The sequence below is a fragment of the Arthrobacter sp. D5-1 genome (genome assembly GCF_017357425.1).
Taxonomy (GTDB): domain Bacteria; phylum Actinomycetota; class Actinomycetes; order Actinomycetales; family Micrococcaceae; genus Arthrobacter.
Genome location: NZ_CP014571.1, coordinates 3,004,466 through 3,019,817, shown reverse-complemented (window position 1 = coordinate 3,019,817; position 15,352 = coordinate 3,004,466). Strand labels below are relative to the sequence as shown.

Genomic DNA, 15,352 nt, shown 5'->3' with positions numbered 1-15,352 from the left:
AAATTGCGATATATCGCGTTTGATAAAATCACGATATATCGCGAATAGCCTGGAGGCAATGGTCTGCTGTCGTGGCTACTCCGGTTGAGCGATGTTAAGCCATTGGAACCAGCCGCGGTGCAGGACGAGCCACGCAATCAATCCGTAGCCGGCCTGGCCCGGTGTTCCCCCATTGGCTGCAAGGTCCGTCCTCCACTGCTCATGATTGAGCAAGGGAGAGAACGTGTCAACGTAGTGGTGGTTGCGCCGCGTGGTGACATCGGCGAAAGCTGTGTTGAGTTCCGCGAGCCGTTTGTTTCGTGCCGGGTCCAGCGTAGGCGGGGGTCCCACCACGAAGACCTCCACGCTGCTGTGCGAGGCTCCGTCGAGGATGTTGGCCAGGTTCAATCGACTGCGCGCCGTGGACAGGCCGAACTCGAGGTCGCGGCCCGAAAGTCCGATCACCAGGCGGTTCTCGTGGGTGTCGCTGAAGCGCCTTCCGGCTTCATCCTGCCACCGGGCGGCCAAGCCCTCAGTGCCTTCCATGGGGCAGGGGAGCGGGAAACTCTCCACTACGACGGCGTCCTGGGGCGTTCGGGCCAGCACTCGTCCGAGCCAGCCCAAGGCGCGGGGATCCCCCAGGCCCGCGAGCAGTTCATCTCCTACAGCTGCGATACGCAGCTTCCTGTCTTCCACGGTTACCTCTTCACACTCGTTACGGTCCTTGCACGGTTTGCCGGATCATCGGCCGGTTCCGGAACCGGATACCTGTCCCATTAAACAGAACTGCCCGGCCTGAGGGGCGCATTCACTCCTCAGACCGGGCAGTTTCGCTTTACTTGCGTTCGAACGCCTGCTTGATCAGGGCATCCTGCTCAGCGGCGTGGCGCTTCATGGAACCGGCAGCCGTGGAGGCCGAGGCCGGACGCGAGACCAAGCGGAGCTTGCGGTCCAGGTCCGGTGCCAGGTTCAGGCCCATGAACGGCCACGGACCCTGGTTGGCAGGTTCGTCCTGTGCCCAAACGATGTCGGCGTTCGGGTACTTGGCCAATTCTGCGTCAATCTCAGCCTTGGGCAGCGGGTAAAGCTGCTCAACGCGGATGATGGCAGTGGAGGTATCGCCGGACTTCTGCCGGTTGGACAGGAGGTCGTAGTACAACCGGCCCGAGACCAGGATGACGCGGTCCACGTTGGCCGGCTGAACCTCGGGATCGGCAATGACCGGCCTGAAGCCACCCGTTGTGAAGTCTTCGACGGCGGATGCGGCGCCCTTGAGGCGGAGCAGCTGCTTCGGCGTGAAGATGATCAACGGCTTGCGCGGACGGCTGTAGGCCTGGCGACGCAACAGGTGGAAGTGCGAGGCAGCGGTGGTGGGGTTGGCCACGATCATGTTGTCCTCGGCGCACATCTGCAGGAAACGCTCAATGCGTGCAGAGGAGTGGTCCGGACCCTGGCCTTCATATCCATGCGGAAGCATGAGCACCAGCGATGAGCGCTGGCCCCACTTCTGTTCAGCCGAGGAAATGAACTCGTCAATGATGGTCTGGGCGCCGTTGACGAAGTCACCGAACTGCGCTTCCCACAGGACCAGGGCATCAGGGCGCTCCACCGAGTAGCCGTATTCGAAGCCCATGGCTGCGTATTCGGACAGCAGGGAGTCGTAGATCCACAGCTTGGCCTGGTCATCGGAAAGGTTGCCCAGCGGCAGCCACTCGTTGCCGTTGGCGCGGTCGTGGAAGACGGCGTGACGCTGCACGAACGTACCGCGGCGGGAGTCCTGTCCGGCCAACCGGACCGGCACGCCCTCCATGATCAGCGAGCCAAAGGCCGCGATCTCGCCGAAGCCCCAGTCGATGCCGCCCTCACGGGACATCTGCTCACGCTTCTCCAGCAGCTGCTTCAGCTTGGAGTGGACCGTGAAGCCATCCGGAATTTCCAGGTGGGCCTTGCCGATGCGGGCAAGGGTCTCAGCGGAAATGGCGGTGGACGCCGGGGAGTTGGTCCCGAAGTCGGCCTGCTGGGCGATGGGACGCTCGATGTCCGAGACAGCTGCGGAATCCGCCGTGATGATCGGAATCGGCGAGGTCTGCGCTGCGTGTGTCTCAGCGAAGACACGCTCCAGGCGCTCCTGGTAGTCGCGGAGCAACTGCTCTGCTTCTTCCTCGGTGATATCACCACGGCCGATGAGCGACTCGGTGTACAGCTTGCGGACGGAGCGCTTGGCTTCGATCAGGTTGTACATGAGCGGCTGCGTCATCGAGGGGTCGTCGCCCTCGTTGTGGCCGCGACGGCGGTAGCAGACCATGTCGATGACAACGTCCTTGTGGAAACGCTGACGGAACTCGTAGGCCAGTTGGGCAACACGCACCACGGCCTCGGGGTCGTCGCCGTTCACGTGGAAGACCGGTGCCTGGATCATCTTGGCAACGTCCGTGGAGTACGTGGACGAGCGCGATGACGACGGCGCCGTGGTGAAGCCAACCTGGTTGTTGACGATCACGTGGATGGTGCCGCCGGTGCGGTAACCACGCAGCTGCGAGAGGTTGAGGGTTTCAGCCACAACACCCTGGCCGGCGAATGCGGCGTCACCGTGGACCATGATGGGCAGGACGGGGAACGACTCGCCCTGATCCAGCCTGTCCTGCTTGGCGCGGACAATGCCTTCGAGGACGGAGTCCACAGCTTCGAGGTGGGACGGGTTGGCGGCGAGGTAGACCTTGGTCTGCTTGCCGTTGTCCGAGGTGAAGGTGCCTTCCGTACCGAGGTGGTACTTGACGTCACCGGAGCCCTGCACGGAGCGGGGGTCCTGGGTGCCTTCGAATTCGCGGAAGACCTGTGCGTAGGTCTTGCCGGCGATGTTGGTCAGCACGTTGAGGCGGCCGCGGTGGGCCATGCCGATGGCAACCTCGTCCAGGCCGTCGTCGGCAGCGTCCGAGATCACGGCGTCGAGCAACGGAATCAGCGACTCGCCACCCTCCAGGGAGAAGCGCTTCTGACCAACGAACTTGGTCTGCAGGAACGTTTCGAAAGCTTCTGCTGCGTTGAGCTTGGAAACGATGCGCAGCTGCTCTTCACGGCTCGGCTTGGAGTAGGGGTGCTCCAGCTGGTCCTGGAACCACTTGCGTTCTGCAGGTTCCTGGATGTGCATGTACTCGATGCCCGTGGTGCGGCAGTAGGCGTCACGCAGGACCCCGAGGATGTCGCGGAACTTGAGCTGCGGCTTGCCGCCGAACCCGCCGGTGGGCCATTCGCGGTCCAGGTCCCACAGGGTGAGGCCGTAGGTGAGGACGTCAAGGTCCGGGTGCTTGCGCTGGACGTACTCCAGGGGATCGGTGTCCGCCATCAGGTGACCGCGGACGCGGTAGGAGTGGATCAGCTGCTGGATGCGGGCAACCTTGTTGATCTCGTCGGCAGGATCCACCTGGAGGTCCGGGCTCCAGCGGACGGGTTCGTAGGGAATACGCAGGGCTTCAAAGATCTCGTCATAGAAGTTCTGCGCACCGAGCAGGAGCTGGTGGACAAGCTTGAGGAACTCGCCGCTGCCGGCGCCCTGGATGACACGGTGGTCATAGGTGGACGTCAGCGTGAGGATCTTGCTGATGGCGTTCTGGGCGATGATCTTCTCGCTGGCGCCCTGGAACTCCGCGGGGTAGTCAAGGGCACCGACGCCGATGATGGCGGCCTGGCCCTTGGAGAGGCGTGGCACGGAGTGCACGGTGCCGATGCCACCGGGGTTGGTCAAGGAGACCGTGGTGCCGGCGTGGTCGTCTGCCGTCAGCTTGCCGTTACGGGCGCGCTTGATCAGGTCCTCATAGGTGTGCCAGAACTCAGCGAAGTCCATGGTCTCGGCCTTCTTGATGTTGGGAACCATCAGGAGGCGGGTGCCATCGGGCTTGGGCATGTCAATGGCGATGCCGAAGTTGACGTGTGCGGGCTGCACAGCACTGGGCTTGCCGTCGATTTCGTCGTAGTAGACGTTCATCGACGGGAACTGGGACAACGCCCGGACAACGGCGTAGCCGATGAGATGCGTAAAGGAGACCTTGCCACCGCGGGCACGGGCAAGGTTGGAGTTGATGACCACCCGGTTGTCAATGAGCAGCTTGGCGGGAACTGCGCGGACACTCGTGGCGGTAGGTACTTCAAGGCTTGTCACCATGTTGGTGGCGATGGCCTTGGCCGGACCCCGGAGGACGGAAACGACATCTTCCTCAGGTGCCGTAGGCGCCTTGGTGCTCTTGGGCAGCTGTGCAGGAATGGGCTGTGCCGTGGTTCCGGCTGCGGGCTTCTTTGCTCCGTCCCGGGCAACGGTGGCCGGTGCTTTTTTCGCCGGGGCGGGTGCCGCCGGTGCAGCCGGTTCCGCGGCAGCGGCAGGAGCGGCCGGCGCCGGTGCCGGAGCCGCTGCAGCCGGGGCTACCACGGGAAGTACTTGGGTGGGTGGATTGGCAGCTGAAGGAGCTGCGGAGTTTCCGTTGGAAGAAGTGCCGTCAGCAGAAGCAAAGGATTCAAAGAGCGGCCACCACTTGGTGTCGACCGAGTTCTTGTCCTGTTGGTACCGCTCGTACAGTTCGTCAACGAGCCACTCGTTTCCGCCAAATTCCTCTGGTAGACGGTGGCTGGGCTGCTCTGGCACTTGAAATACGCCTCTTCCATGAGTGTTGTTTTCCCGCTGGCCAAAGTTGCTTTTCCGCAACGATGGGACAGGGTCCGGGTCCCGCGAACTCAGACCCCTGACAGTCTAGTTAGGATCGTTGGTTAACTGCCAATAGTGGTGACCTAAATCATGTTGCGGCTGACTTAGTAGGGTGACACTTCTTTTTTGTCGCGGAGCCAGGCCTGCTGTTGGAGGTGCCCGGCGGCTGGACTGTAGACTGAAAGTCTTATGGACAGTAAATCTAGGTGCCGGCCTGGGAACTGTCGGGGGAGCCAATCTGGCAACTCCGCACAGCGTGCCCGTCGAGCCGGCAATACCCGTTCACATGCCCATCACGCGCCGGCGCCCACAGCCGGTGGTTCTCCGGACCATGCGTCCGTGGGACCCGACCAGCCTCCGCCGGGGCGAATCCCCCCGCTGAAGGCGCCCTCCCCACTGCACGCGCCCACTCATGGAGTGATGCGCTAAGTGGAATGGATTCTTCTCCTCGCCGGCTTTGCCTTGATCCTGGGTACCGGCTTCTTTGTAGCAGTTGAGTTTTCCTTGGTTGCGTTGGACCAAGCCAGCGTTCAGCGTGCGGTTGATAACGGCGATCATGGTGCTGCGCCGCTGCTGAAGTGCCTCAAATCGCTGTCCACGCAGCTTTCCAGTTGCCAGCTCGGGATTACCCTGACCACGCTGCTGACCGGCTTCGTCATGGAACCGTCCTTGGGGCAACTTCTTGGGGGTCCGCTTGCGTCCCTGGGGCTTGGTCCGGAGGCAGCGCATTCAGTGGCCTTGATCCTGGCGATGGCTGTCGCCACCCTCTTGTCGATGCTGATCGGCGAACTGGTTCCCAAGAACATGGCCATCGCCCTTGCGTTCCCTTTGGGTAAGCGCCTTGCCCGCCCGCAGCTGATGTTCACGGCCGTTTTCAAGCCGGCCATCGTGGTTCTTAACGGGTTCTCGAACAAGGTGCTGAATCTGTTCGGCCTTGAGGCCAAGGAAGAGATCTCCGGGGCAAGGACCCCCGCAGAGCTGGCCTCCTTGGTGAGGCGCTCCGCTGAGCTGGGGACTTTGGACGCCGGGACCGCCAACTTTGTTGCCCGCACCCTGAACTTCTCCGGGCGTACGGCGGCAGATGTCATGACACCGCGCATCCGCATGGAAACCATCGACGCCGACCAGCCTGTGTCCGACATCCTCGACGCCGCACGGCGCACCGGATATTCACGTTTCCCTGTTATTGGTGATTCCACGGACGATATCCGCGGCGTGGTGCACGTCAAGAAAGCCGTGGCTGTCCCGGCAGAGCGCCGGGCCAAGCTTGAGGCCGGTGCGATCATGACCGATGTCCTGCAGGTTCCCGAAACCATCCACCTGGATGCACTGCTGTCCGAATTGCGCGAGGGTAACCTGCAGTTGGCCGTCGTACTGGACGAGTACGGCGGAACCGCAGGAATCACCACCCTGGAAGACCTGGTGGAAGAGATCGTCGGTGAGGTCGCTGACGAGCACGATAAGGTCCGCCCCGGAGTGCTGCAGAGCGCGTCCGGCGACTGGTACTTCCCGGGGCTCTTGCGGCCGGATGAGGTTTCCGAGCAGATACCCAACCTCACAGTGCCCGACGAGTCCGCGTATGAGACTGTGGGCGGCTATGTCATGAGCCAGCTTGGTCGTATTGCCAGGACGGGAGACGTCGTGGACACGGGGGGCGGGACGCTCACGGTGACCAGGATGGATGGCCGAAGGATAGACCGGATCTGTTTCCATCATGTGGAGTCGGATGAGTCCACTCCGGAGAGCGCAGAGAATCCGCGTCATGAAGCGGGGGCCGTATGAGCGACTGGGTAGGAATTGTCTGGCTCGTTGTTCTCCTGATCGGCAACGCCTTCTTCGTCGGTGCCGAGTTTGCCGTCATGTCTGCACGCCGCAGCCAGATCGAGCCCTTGGCCGAAGCCGGATCAAAGCGCGCGCAGACAACACTGCGCGCCATGGAAAACGTGTCGTTGATGCTTGCCTGTGCACAACTGGGCATCACCGTCTGTTCCCTGTTGATCCTTCAGGTTGCCGAACCGGCCATCCACCACTTGTTGGCCGAGCCCCTTGAGCTGGTGGGCGTTCCGGTTGAACTGGCGGACATCATCGCCTTTGCGATCGCCTTGCTGTTCGTCACGTTCCTGCATGTCACTTTCGGCGAGATGGTTCCGAAGAACATCTCGGTTTCCGTAGCCGACAAGGCGGCACTGTTGTTGGCCCCGCCGTTGATGTTCATTGCACGCCTGGTGAACCCCATCATCTGGACCCTGAACTGGCTGGCCAACCACATCCTGCGGCTGATGAAGATTGAGCCTAAGGACGAGGTGTCCTCCTCGTTCACCCTGGAGGAAGTGCAGTCGATCGTCCAGGAGTCCACACGCCATGGTTTGGTGGACGACGAAACTGGCTTGTTGAGCGGTGCACTGGAGTTCTCGGAGCATACGGCTTCGCACATCATGGTTCCCTTGGACAAATTGGTGGTGCTTAAGACTGCCTCTACTCCGGTGGACCTGGAAAAGGCGGTCAGCCGCACGGGATTCTCCCGTTTCCCCATGGTGGACGACGACGGCGAACTCGCCGGATACCTGCACGTGAAGGACATCCTGTCCATCCCGGACGAGGGCCGGCGGCATCCCATCGCCGAGGGGCGCATCCGTTCCTTTGCAAACCTTGCGCCGGACGACGAAATCGAGCAGGCCATGTCCGTCATGCAGCGGACGGGATCGCACCTGGCCCGTGTCATCGGCGCCGACGGAGAGACCCAGGGCGTCCTCTTCCTGGAGGACGTCATTGAACAGTTGGTTGGTGAGATCCGCGACGCCACCCAGGCGACCGGTATCCGCCGCTATGGAGATCAACAGGTCAAGTAGCATCACGGAAAAGGCCGGCGCCGATCGCACCCCGATCGGCGCCGGCTGGCTCTAAATAGGAATCATTTCCATTTAGAGTTACACTTGAATCTGCCAGTAATTGTGTTTGATTCTCATTTTGAGTAGATCCGAGGTTCTCGTGCGTCGTTCCGCCGCCCGCCTGTCCATGGCTGCTTCCGCAGCCCTTGCCGCCCTGTTTCTTTCTTCCTGCGCGGGGACAGCAGGGGCAAGCGATTCATCGTCGCCAAGTGCCATTGAAGTAGTCACCTCGACGAATGTCTATGGGGATGTCGTGAAGGCCATTGGCGGGGACAAAGTCAACGTGAACGCCATCATCACCAAGACCAGCCAGGACCCGCACTCCTATGAGGCAAGTGCCCAGGACAAGCTGGTCATTTCCAAGGCCAAGCTCGTGGTGGAGAACGGCGGAGGCTATGACGAGTTCCTCCACAAAATTGCTGATGAGACCAAAGTCGGCCATGAAAACATGATCAGCGCCGTGGAAATCTCCGGGCTCGCCCCGGAAGAAGAAGCCCACAGCGGGGAATCCCACAGTGAAGAAGGCCACACCCACAACCACGGCGAGTTCAATGAGCACGTCTGGTACAGCTTGGACACCATGGGCAAGCTCGCCGATGCAGTTGCTGCCAAGCTCGGCATCCTGGATGCGGGATCGGCCGCGACCTTCACAGCCAATGCCGAAGCCTTCAAAACCAAACTCGCCGACCTCACCGGAAAACTCGACGCCGTCAAGGCCGCAAACGACCATGCGCCGGTAGCTGTCACCGAGCCCGTGCCCCTGTACCTCCTTGAAGCTGCCGGCCTGGAAAACAAGACCCCGGAGGCTTACAGCGCTGCCATTGAAGAGGAAACAGATGTCCCGGCCGCGGTATTGAAGGAAACCACGGACCTGGTCTCTGCCAAATCCGTGCGGTTCCTGGCGTACAACGAGCAGACCGAAGGACCGCAGACTGAATCCGTCAAGCGGGCCGCGGAAGCTGCGGGCGTGCCAGTGGTGAACTTCACCGAGACGCTGCCCGATGGCAAGGATTACCTCCAGTGGATGTCCGACAACGTGGAATCGGTCTCCTCCGCACTCAAGAAGTAGCATTTCCCGACACCCGCTATGCGGTGAAGGGCCCTGCCAACGTCCTAAGATATTCAGGATGGCTGCGGGGCCTTTTGCCTGCCACCAGCACGGCCGCCAATACCAGCGGCACCACTGACTGCGTTCCCAGCGACGCATGGATCGAGGACAACTTTTGACACCGGTAGTGAGCCTCCGTGGAGCGAGCCTTCAGTTCGGCAAGAGGGCGCTCTGGCGGGATCTCGACCTCGACATCAATCCCGGCGAGTTCTTCGCTGTGCTGGGTCCCAACGGCAGCGGCAAGACCAGCTTCCTGAAGGTTCTCCTTGGGCTGCAGGAACTGCATTCAGGGACTGTCTCCCTGGGCGGCCATCCGGTGGAACGAGGCAGCAAGCGGATCGGCTACATCCCGCAGCAAAAGTCGTTTGCTCCAGACACACCCCTGCGCGCACGGGACCTGGTGGGCTTGGGAATCGACGGGCACAGGTGGGGCATGCGGTTCTCGGCCGGTAAGGTCAACCCGAGGATAGATGAATTACTCGAGCTGGTGGGGGCTTCCGACTATGCGAAGGTGCCAGTGGGGCAACTCTCCGGGGGCGAGCAGCAACGGCTCAGAGTGGCACAAGCACTGGCCACGGAGCCGCAGGTGCTGCTGTGCGACGAGCCTCTCCTCTCCCTGGATCTGCACCACCAGCAGGGCGTCAGCTCGCTGATCAACAAGCAATGCCACGAGCGGAACAGTGCAGTGGTTTTCGTGACCCACGAGATCAACCCGGTGATCGACTATGTTGACCGGGTCCTCTACCTTGCCGGCGGCCAGTTCCGTGTGGGAACGCCCCAGGAAGTCATGACCACGGAAGTCCTTTCGGAGCTGTACAACAGCCATGTGGAGGTCATCCACGCCAACGGAAGGATCGTCGTCGTCGGTCTCCCTGACGCAACCACGCACTTCCATGACGATGCCCATGCAACCGCCGGGGAGGAGTTCTAGATGGACCTCGACACGATTCTGCAGACCATTTTCAACTTCGAGAACTACGGCGAGTTGCTGGTCCTCGTCCAGAACTCCATTTGGGCTGGAGCCGTACTGGGTCTGTTGGGCGGGTTGGTGGGCACGTTCGTGATGAAGCGGGACTTGGCTTTCGCTGTCCACGGCATTTCGGAACTGTCCTTCGCCGGAGCTGCGTTTGCCTTGCTGATCGGTGCGGACATCATCTTTGGCTCCTTGGTCGGCTCAGTGGCGGCCGCTGTGCTGCTGGGCTTCATGGGCGTCCGGGCGCGGGACAAGAACTCGATCATCGGTGTCATCATGCCGTTCGGCCTGGGGCTGGGCATCCTGTTCCTGGCCCTCTATGAGGGCCGCGCGGCCAACAAGTTCGGACTGCTGACCGGTCAGATTGTTTCCGTGGACACCGTGCAGCTGCAGGTTCTTGCAGGAACTGCAGTGGTGGTGATGATCGCCTTGGCGGCAATCTGGCGGCCGCTGAGCTTTGCCAGCGTAGACCCCGAAATGGCGGAAGCCAGGGGGGTTCCGGTTCGCGGCCTGGCCATTGGGTTCATGGTGCTGCTGGGTGTCAGTGTGGCGCTGTCCATCCAGATCGTTGGCGCTCTGCTGGTCCTTGCGTTGCTGATTACGCCGGCAGCAGCTGCGCTTCGGGTGACCACCTCACCGAAGTTGGTGGTAGTGCTGAGCGTGGTTTTCGCGATGACGGCTACCGTTGGCGGAATCCTGCTGGCACTCGGCAGCCGGATTCCCATCAGCCCGTACGTCACCACGCTGTCGTTCCTGATCTACGTGGTGTGCAGGGTGATCGGACGGGTCAGGGCCAACAGGGGCCTCAACGGACGGGTGTCGCGGGACCAGCCGGCAGGCGCCCTCTAGAGAGTCCCGGCTGCCTTCTTGGCAGTGCACTCAGGGCACAGGCCGAAGATTTCCACGGTGTGGGCCACTTCAGTAAAGCCATGTTCCGCAGCCGTCCGTGCTGCCCAGGTCTCGACGGCGGGTGCCTCCACTTCAACTGCCTTGCCGCAGTTGCGGCACAGCAGGTGGTGGTGGTGGCCGGTGACGTTGCAGCGTCGGTAAACCGCTTCGCCTTCACCGTTGCGGAGGACATCAATGAGTCCGTCGTCGGCCAACGACTGAAGGATGCGGTATGCGGTGGCCAGGGACACTGAAATGCCCTTGTTTTGCAGCAGGCGGTACAGCTCCTGGGTGCTGACGAAGTCATCCAATTCGTCCAGTGCGGCGCTGACGGCCAAGCGCTGCTTGGTAACGCGCTGCTCCTTGACGCCGCTGGTGGCCGGCGCCGAGGGGCCGGTCGTGGCGGAATTGGTGCCGTGTGGCATTGAAGGACTCACTTCCCTGGGGATGCTGGCAAACCCCAATTTTACCAGCAGGGCAGGCTTGGAAACTCTCAGCCGGTGGTCCTAGGCTTTGGTCATGTTGCTCACCAAATACACCCACGCCTGTGTCCGGTTGGAGAAGGACGGGAACGTTCTAGTCATCGATCCCGGGACCTTCTCCGAGTCCGGGGAAGCGTTGACCGGCGCCCACGCCGTCCTTATTACGCACGAGCACAATGACCATTTTGACCGGCCCGCCCTGGTGTCCGCGCTCCGGAGCAACGCAGGGCTTGAGGTCCATGCTCCAGCCGGGGTTGCCGCAGCCCTGCGTGAGGAATCCGACGTCGCAGTCCGCGTCCACACGGCTGAGCCGAACTCCGGTTTCGACGCCGCAGGGTTTAGCGTGCGCACGTTCGGCGGCCAGCATGCAGTGATCCACGCCCAGATCCCGGTGGTGGCCAACATCGGGTACCTGATCGATGACAACGTGTTTCACCCTGGCGACTCTTTCGTGGTCCCTGAAGGAATTGACGTCAAGACCCTCCTGGTGCCCATCCATGCTCCATGGTCCAAGGTGGGGGAGGTTGTCGATTTTGTCATCTCAGTCCGTGCTCCCCGGGCGTTCCCGGTGCACGACGCCCTGCTTAACGAACTGGGGCGGGGCATTGTTGAAGGCCACGTGACCCGTATCGGTGCCCGCTACGGGACCAGCTACCGGCGTCTTGCCCCACGCGACTCTGTAGAGGTCTAGCCGGTCCACACCCCTGTGCGGTGGAACCGCTCCAGTACTGCCTCGTGCGGTGCGGGGTCCAGTCCCTTCGCCGCAAGCCATCCGGCGTCGTAGTAGCTGCCCGCGTAGCGGTCCCCGCCGTCACACATCAGCGACACGATGCTGCCCCGTCTGCCCTCGGCGACCATCCCGGCCACCAACTGCCACACGCCCCACAGGTTGGTCCCCGTGGAGGGACCGGCATGCAGGCCCGTGAGTTTCCGGAGGTGGCGCATGGCTGCCACCGAGGCGGCGTCCGGCACTTGGATCATGTGGTCGATAACCGCGGGCACGAAACTCGGCTCGGATCGTGGCCGGCCAATGCCTTCGATCCTGGATGGCTGGCCCGTTGCCGTGGCGGCGTCTCCGTCGCGCCATGCGGGGTAGAAGGCCGAGTTTTCCGGGTCCACCACGGCGAGGCGGGTGGAGTAGCGGTTGTACCGAAGATAGCGGCCTATGGTGGCGCTGGTACCGCCGGTGCCCGCTCCCACGACGATCCACTCCGGGACGGGGTGTTCCTCAAGCGCGAGTTGCTCGAAAATCGACTCGGCGATGTTGTTGTTGCCGCGCCAGTCCGTGGCGCGTTCTGCGTGCGTGAATTGGTCCATGTAGTAGCCGCCGGAGGTTTTCGCGGTCTCTTCGGCCACCGCGTACACCTCGGAGGCGTGGTCCACCAGCAGGCACGCACCGCCGAATTCCTCGATGAGGGCGATCTTTTCCGGGCTGGTGGTTTTTGTCATCACCGCGATGAAAGGCAGTCCGATGAGCCGGGCAAAATAGGCCTCGGAGACTGCCGTGCTGCCGCTCGAGGCCTCAACAATGGTGGTGCCCTCGGTGATCCAGCCGTTGACCAATCCGTAGAGGAACAAGGACCGGGCAAGACGGTGCTTGAGGCTGCCGGAGCGGTGCGTTGATTCGTCCTTCAGGTACAGCTGGACGCCCCAATGGTCCGGGAGGGGGACTGCATAAAGGTGCGTGTCCGCTGATCGGTTGTTCTCGGCCTCGATTTTGCGGATGGCCTCGCTGGCCCATGCCCTGTCCTGAATGCACGAATTGCTCACCGGATAAGCCTAGGCTGGAAATCGGGCGCCGGCAGCAACGGAGCCCGTGCCGCAGGAATGAAGGAGAAAAGATGTCCACGCTGATAAGTCCCCCCGAACTGCGCAATCGCCTCGATTCAGGGGAGCGGACCGTGCTTCTGGATGTCCGCTGGGTGCTCGGCCGGACGGACGGGCACAGCGAGTACCTGGCCGGGCACCTGCCCGGCGCCGTGTTCGTGGACCTCCCCACAGAGCTTGCCGACCATGCGCAGCCAGGCCGTGGCCGGCATCCGTTGCCATCGACCGAACGGTTCCAGGATGCCGCGCGGCAATGGGGCATCAACGACGGCGATACCGTGGTTGCTTACGACAACAGCGGAAGCATGGCCGCGGCCCGCGTTTGGTGGATGCTGCGAAATGCGGGCTTGGAATCTGTCTACCTGCTCGACGGCGGCCTCGCCGCCTGGCGCGCCGGCGGTCACCCGGAGGAGACAGGTGAGGCAAGGCCCGTGGCCGGAAGTGTTTCCCTCGGCGAAGGACGCCTGCCGGTCATCAACGAAGCCGAAGCCGCGCAGTGGCACCAGGGCAGAGTCCTGCTCGATGCCCGGGCGGGGGAGCGCTACCGGGGCGAAGTAGAGCCGATTGATCCGCGGGCAGGGCACATCCCCGGCGCCGTGAGCGCCCCCACCACAGGGAACCTCGCACCCGACGGAACATTCCTGCCGGCCCAAGAGCTCCGCCGTCGTTTCGAAGAATTGGGTGTGGATGGCTCGTCCCCTGTGGCGGTCTATTGCGGATCCGGCGTCACAGCGAGCCATGAAATCGCGGCACTGCACATCGCCGGATACAAAGCCGCCCTGTACCCGGGATCCTTCTCGCAGTGGTCCAACAACCCCGGCAACCCGGTGGCCGTGGGCAGTGAGCCGTGGAAGGAAGGCTCCGGGGACGGCGTGGGGCCGAGTGGCAGAAGCACAGCTGCCGGGAGTAGCGTCGGAGCATGACTCCAGGACGCCCCGTTCCCCCGCCCCTTGCCAAACCCATCACCCTGGACACCGGTGACACCGGAAGCACCACCCTGGCTGCTGCGTACGGTGCCACGTCCCCGGACAGCGGCTTGGTGCCCCTGACCCTTGCGAGGAGGGCACCCACCGCAGATGACGTAGAGATCGCGATTGAGTTTTGCGGACTGTGCCACTCCGACGTCCATGCGACGCGCGGAGAATGGCGGGTTCCTCCATACCCACTGGTTCCAGGCCATGAAATTGTTGGCCGGGTAACCCGCGTGGGCTCCGCCGTGAAGGAATTCACGCCGGGCGACTACGTCGGCGTCGGCTGTCTGGTGGACTCCTGCCGTGAATGCGAGAGCTGCCTTGACGGCCTGGAGCAATACTGCGAGCGGGGCAACATCGGTACATATGGGGCCGCAGACCCCCGGCACGGTGACGCCATCACCCAAGGCGGCTACTCGACGTCGGTAGTGGTGGACCGTCGCTTCGTGGTGCGTGTTCCCGAAGCCCTTGATCCGGCAGCGGCAGCCCCCTTGCTGTGTGCCGGGATCACCACGTACTCTCCGCTGCGGTATTTCGATGTAGAAGAAGGCGACGCCGTGGGCGTGGTGGGCTTGGGTGGCCTGGGACATATGGCCGTGAAGATCGCCAAGGCCATGGGGGCGGAAGTGACAGTTTTTACCACCTCTGAATCCAAGTTTGACGCTGCCCGGGAGCTGGGCGCCGACCACGTGGTCCTGTCCAAGGATGCCGATGCCATGGAAGCGGCCAACAGGAGCATCGACGTCATTATTGACACTGTTGCTGCACCGCACGATCTCAACCCCTACTTCCGCACGCTTCGCCTGGACGGGGCGCTCTTCCAGCTGGGCCTTCCCGCGGATGAGATGCCGCCGGTCAGCCCCGGACTGCTCATCCGTCGCCGGCTCGCCTATGCAGGCTCGTTGATTGGCGGCATCGAGGAAACTCAGGAAATGCTGGACTTCTGTGCGGAACACGGTGTTGCCAGCGACATCGAAATGGTACGGGCCGACCAGCTGAACGAGGCCTACGACCGCATGGTGGCCGGTGATGTGAAGTACCGTTTCGTGCTGGACACCTCAACACTCCAGGACCCATCCGAAAGGGCAGACGCATGAGCACACTGTTCACCAAGATCATCAACGGGGAGATTCCGGGCCGCTTCGTCTGGAAGGACGCCGAAGTGGTGGCTTTCCTGACTATTGCACCGCTGACGCAAGGGCACACGCTGGTAGTGCCGCGTGAAGAAGTTGATTCATGGACCCACGCGCGTCCCGAGCTGCTGGCCAAGGTCATGGATGTTGCGCAAAGCATCGGGAAGGTCCAGGAGGACCTGTTTGACGCCAAAAGAGTAGGCGTTCTGATGGAAGGCTTCGAGGTGGACCACTTGCATGTCCACGTGTGGCCGGCTTATTCCACTGCAGACTTCGAGATCCACAACGTGGACCACAATCCGGATCCCGCCACAATGGATGCCACGGCCGTGAGGCTTCGTGCTGCCTTGCGTTCGGCCGGGCATGGGGATGCCGTCCCGCAGGACTGAGACCTTCGATAAAGTTAACCC

13 protein-coding genes are annotated in these 15,352 nt (G+C 62.4%); 9 read left to right on the top strand and 4 right to left on the bottom strand.

Annotation, left to right across the window (positions count from 1 at the left end; all coding sequences use genetic code 11):
- Window positions 1-75: 75 nt before the first annotated feature.
- Both AYX22_RS13770 and AYX22_RS13765 read right to left on the bottom strand, forming a co-directional pair.
- Window positions 76-675, bottom strand: coding sequence for a GDSL-type esterase/lipase family protein (locus AYX22_RS13770; RefSeq protein WP_207593932.1), 600 nt, complete (start codon window positions 673-675; stop codon window positions 76-78).
- A gap of 139 nt (window positions 676-814) precedes the next feature.
- Window positions 815-4,612 (bottom strand): multifunctional oxoglutarate decarboxylase/oxoglutarate dehydrogenase thiamine pyrophosphate-binding subunit/dihydrolipoyllysine-residue succinyltransferase subunit, encoded by a 3,798-nt coding sequence (locus AYX22_RS13765; RefSeq protein WP_207593931.1) that lies wholly within the window; start codon window positions 4,610-4,612, stop codon window positions 815-817.
- A gap of 489 nt (window positions 4,613-5,101) precedes the next feature.
- On the opposite strand from AYX22_RS13765, the gene AYX22_RS13760 reads away from it, so the two are divergent.
- The 5 genes from AYX22_RS13760 to AYX22_RS13740 all read left to right on the top strand — a co-directional run bounded on the left by AYX22_RS13760 (window position 5,102) and on the right by AYX22_RS13740 (window position 10,490).
- Window positions 5,102-6,454, top strand: coding sequence for a hemolysin family protein (locus tag AYX22_RS13760; RefSeq protein WP_207593930.1), 1,353 nt, complete (start codon window positions 5,102-5,104; stop codon window positions 6,452-6,454).
- Window positions 6,451-7,521 carry a hemolysin family protein gene (locus tag AYX22_RS13755; protein ID WP_089595567.1) on the top strand — a complete coding sequence of 357 codons (1,071 nt, stop codon included), beginning with the start codon at window positions 6,451-6,453 and terminating at the stop codon, window positions 7,519-7,521. Before AYX22_RS13760 ends, AYX22_RS13755 begins: the two co-directional genes overlap by 4 nt.
- A 106-nt stretch (window positions 7,522-7,627) precedes the next feature.
- Window positions 7,628-8,629 (top strand): zinc ABC transporter substrate-binding protein, encoded by a 1,002-nt coding sequence (locus AYX22_RS13750; RefSeq protein ID WP_207593929.1) that lies wholly within the window; start codon window positions 7,628-7,630, stop codon window positions 8,627-8,629.
- A 136-nt stretch (window positions 8,630-8,765) separates the two neighbouring features.
- On the top strand, window positions 8,766-9,599 hold the full coding sequence (locus AYX22_RS13745) for a metal ABC transporter ATP-binding protein (RefSeq protein ID WP_207593928.1): 834 nt from the start codon (window positions 8,766-8,768) through the stop codon (window positions 9,597-9,599).
- The gene (locus tag AYX22_RS13740) at window positions 9,600-10,490 is read left to right on the top strand and encodes a metal ABC transporter permease (RefSeq protein ID WP_207593927.1); all 891 of its coding nucleotides are present in this window, start codon (window positions 9,600-9,602) and stop codon (window positions 10,488-10,490) included.
- Here AYX22_RS13740 and AYX22_RS13735 read toward each other — a convergent pair.
- A complete protein-coding gene (locus tag AYX22_RS13735; RefSeq protein ID WP_207593926.1) occupies window positions 10,487-10,954 on the bottom strand; it encodes a Fur family transcriptional regulator in 468 nt (155 codons plus the stop codon). The two genes, AYX22_RS13740 and AYX22_RS13735, sit on opposite strands and share 4 nt — an antisense overlap.
- Window positions 10,955-11,048: 94 nt before the next feature.
- Here AYX22_RS13735 and AYX22_RS13730 point away from each other — a divergent pair, with 94 nt between their 5' ends.
- Window positions 11,049-11,702, top strand: coding sequence for an MBL fold metallo-hydrolase (locus AYX22_RS13730; RefSeq protein ID WP_207593925.1), 654 nt, complete (start codon window positions 11,049-11,051; stop codon window positions 11,700-11,702).
- Here AYX22_RS13730 and AYX22_RS13725 read toward each other — a convergent pair.
- A complete protein-coding gene (locus AYX22_RS13725) occupies window positions 11,699-12,781 on the bottom strand; it encodes a PLP-dependent cysteine synthase family protein (protein ID WP_207593924.1) in 1,083 nt (360 codons plus the stop codon). The two genes, AYX22_RS13730 and AYX22_RS13725, sit on opposite strands and share 4 nt — an antisense overlap.
- Window positions 12,782-12,852: 71 nt before the next feature.
- Between AYX22_RS13725 and AYX22_RS13720 the strand changes: the two genes are divergently transcribed.
- Genes AYX22_RS13720 through AYX22_RS13710 form a run of 3 tightly spaced genes read left to right on the top strand, consistent with a single transcriptional unit; the run spans window position 12,853 to window position 15,331 of the window.
- Entirely contained in the window at window positions 12,853-13,761 is a 909-nt protein-coding gene (locus AYX22_RS13720) for a sulfurtransferase (RefSeq protein WP_207593923.1), read from the top strand.
- Entirely contained in the window at window positions 13,758-14,906 is a 1,149-nt protein-coding gene (locus AYX22_RS13715; RefSeq protein WP_242703336.1) for an NAD(P)-dependent alcohol dehydrogenase, read from the top strand. Before AYX22_RS13720 ends, AYX22_RS13715 begins: the two co-directional genes overlap by 4 nt.
- On the top strand, window positions 14,903-15,331 hold the full coding sequence (locus AYX22_RS13710; RefSeq protein ID WP_207593922.1) for an HIT family protein: 429 nt from the start codon (window positions 14,903-14,905) through the stop codon (window positions 15,329-15,331). Before AYX22_RS13715 ends, AYX22_RS13710 begins: the two co-directional genes overlap by 4 nt.
- Window positions 15,332-15,352 lie beyond the last annotated feature (21 nt).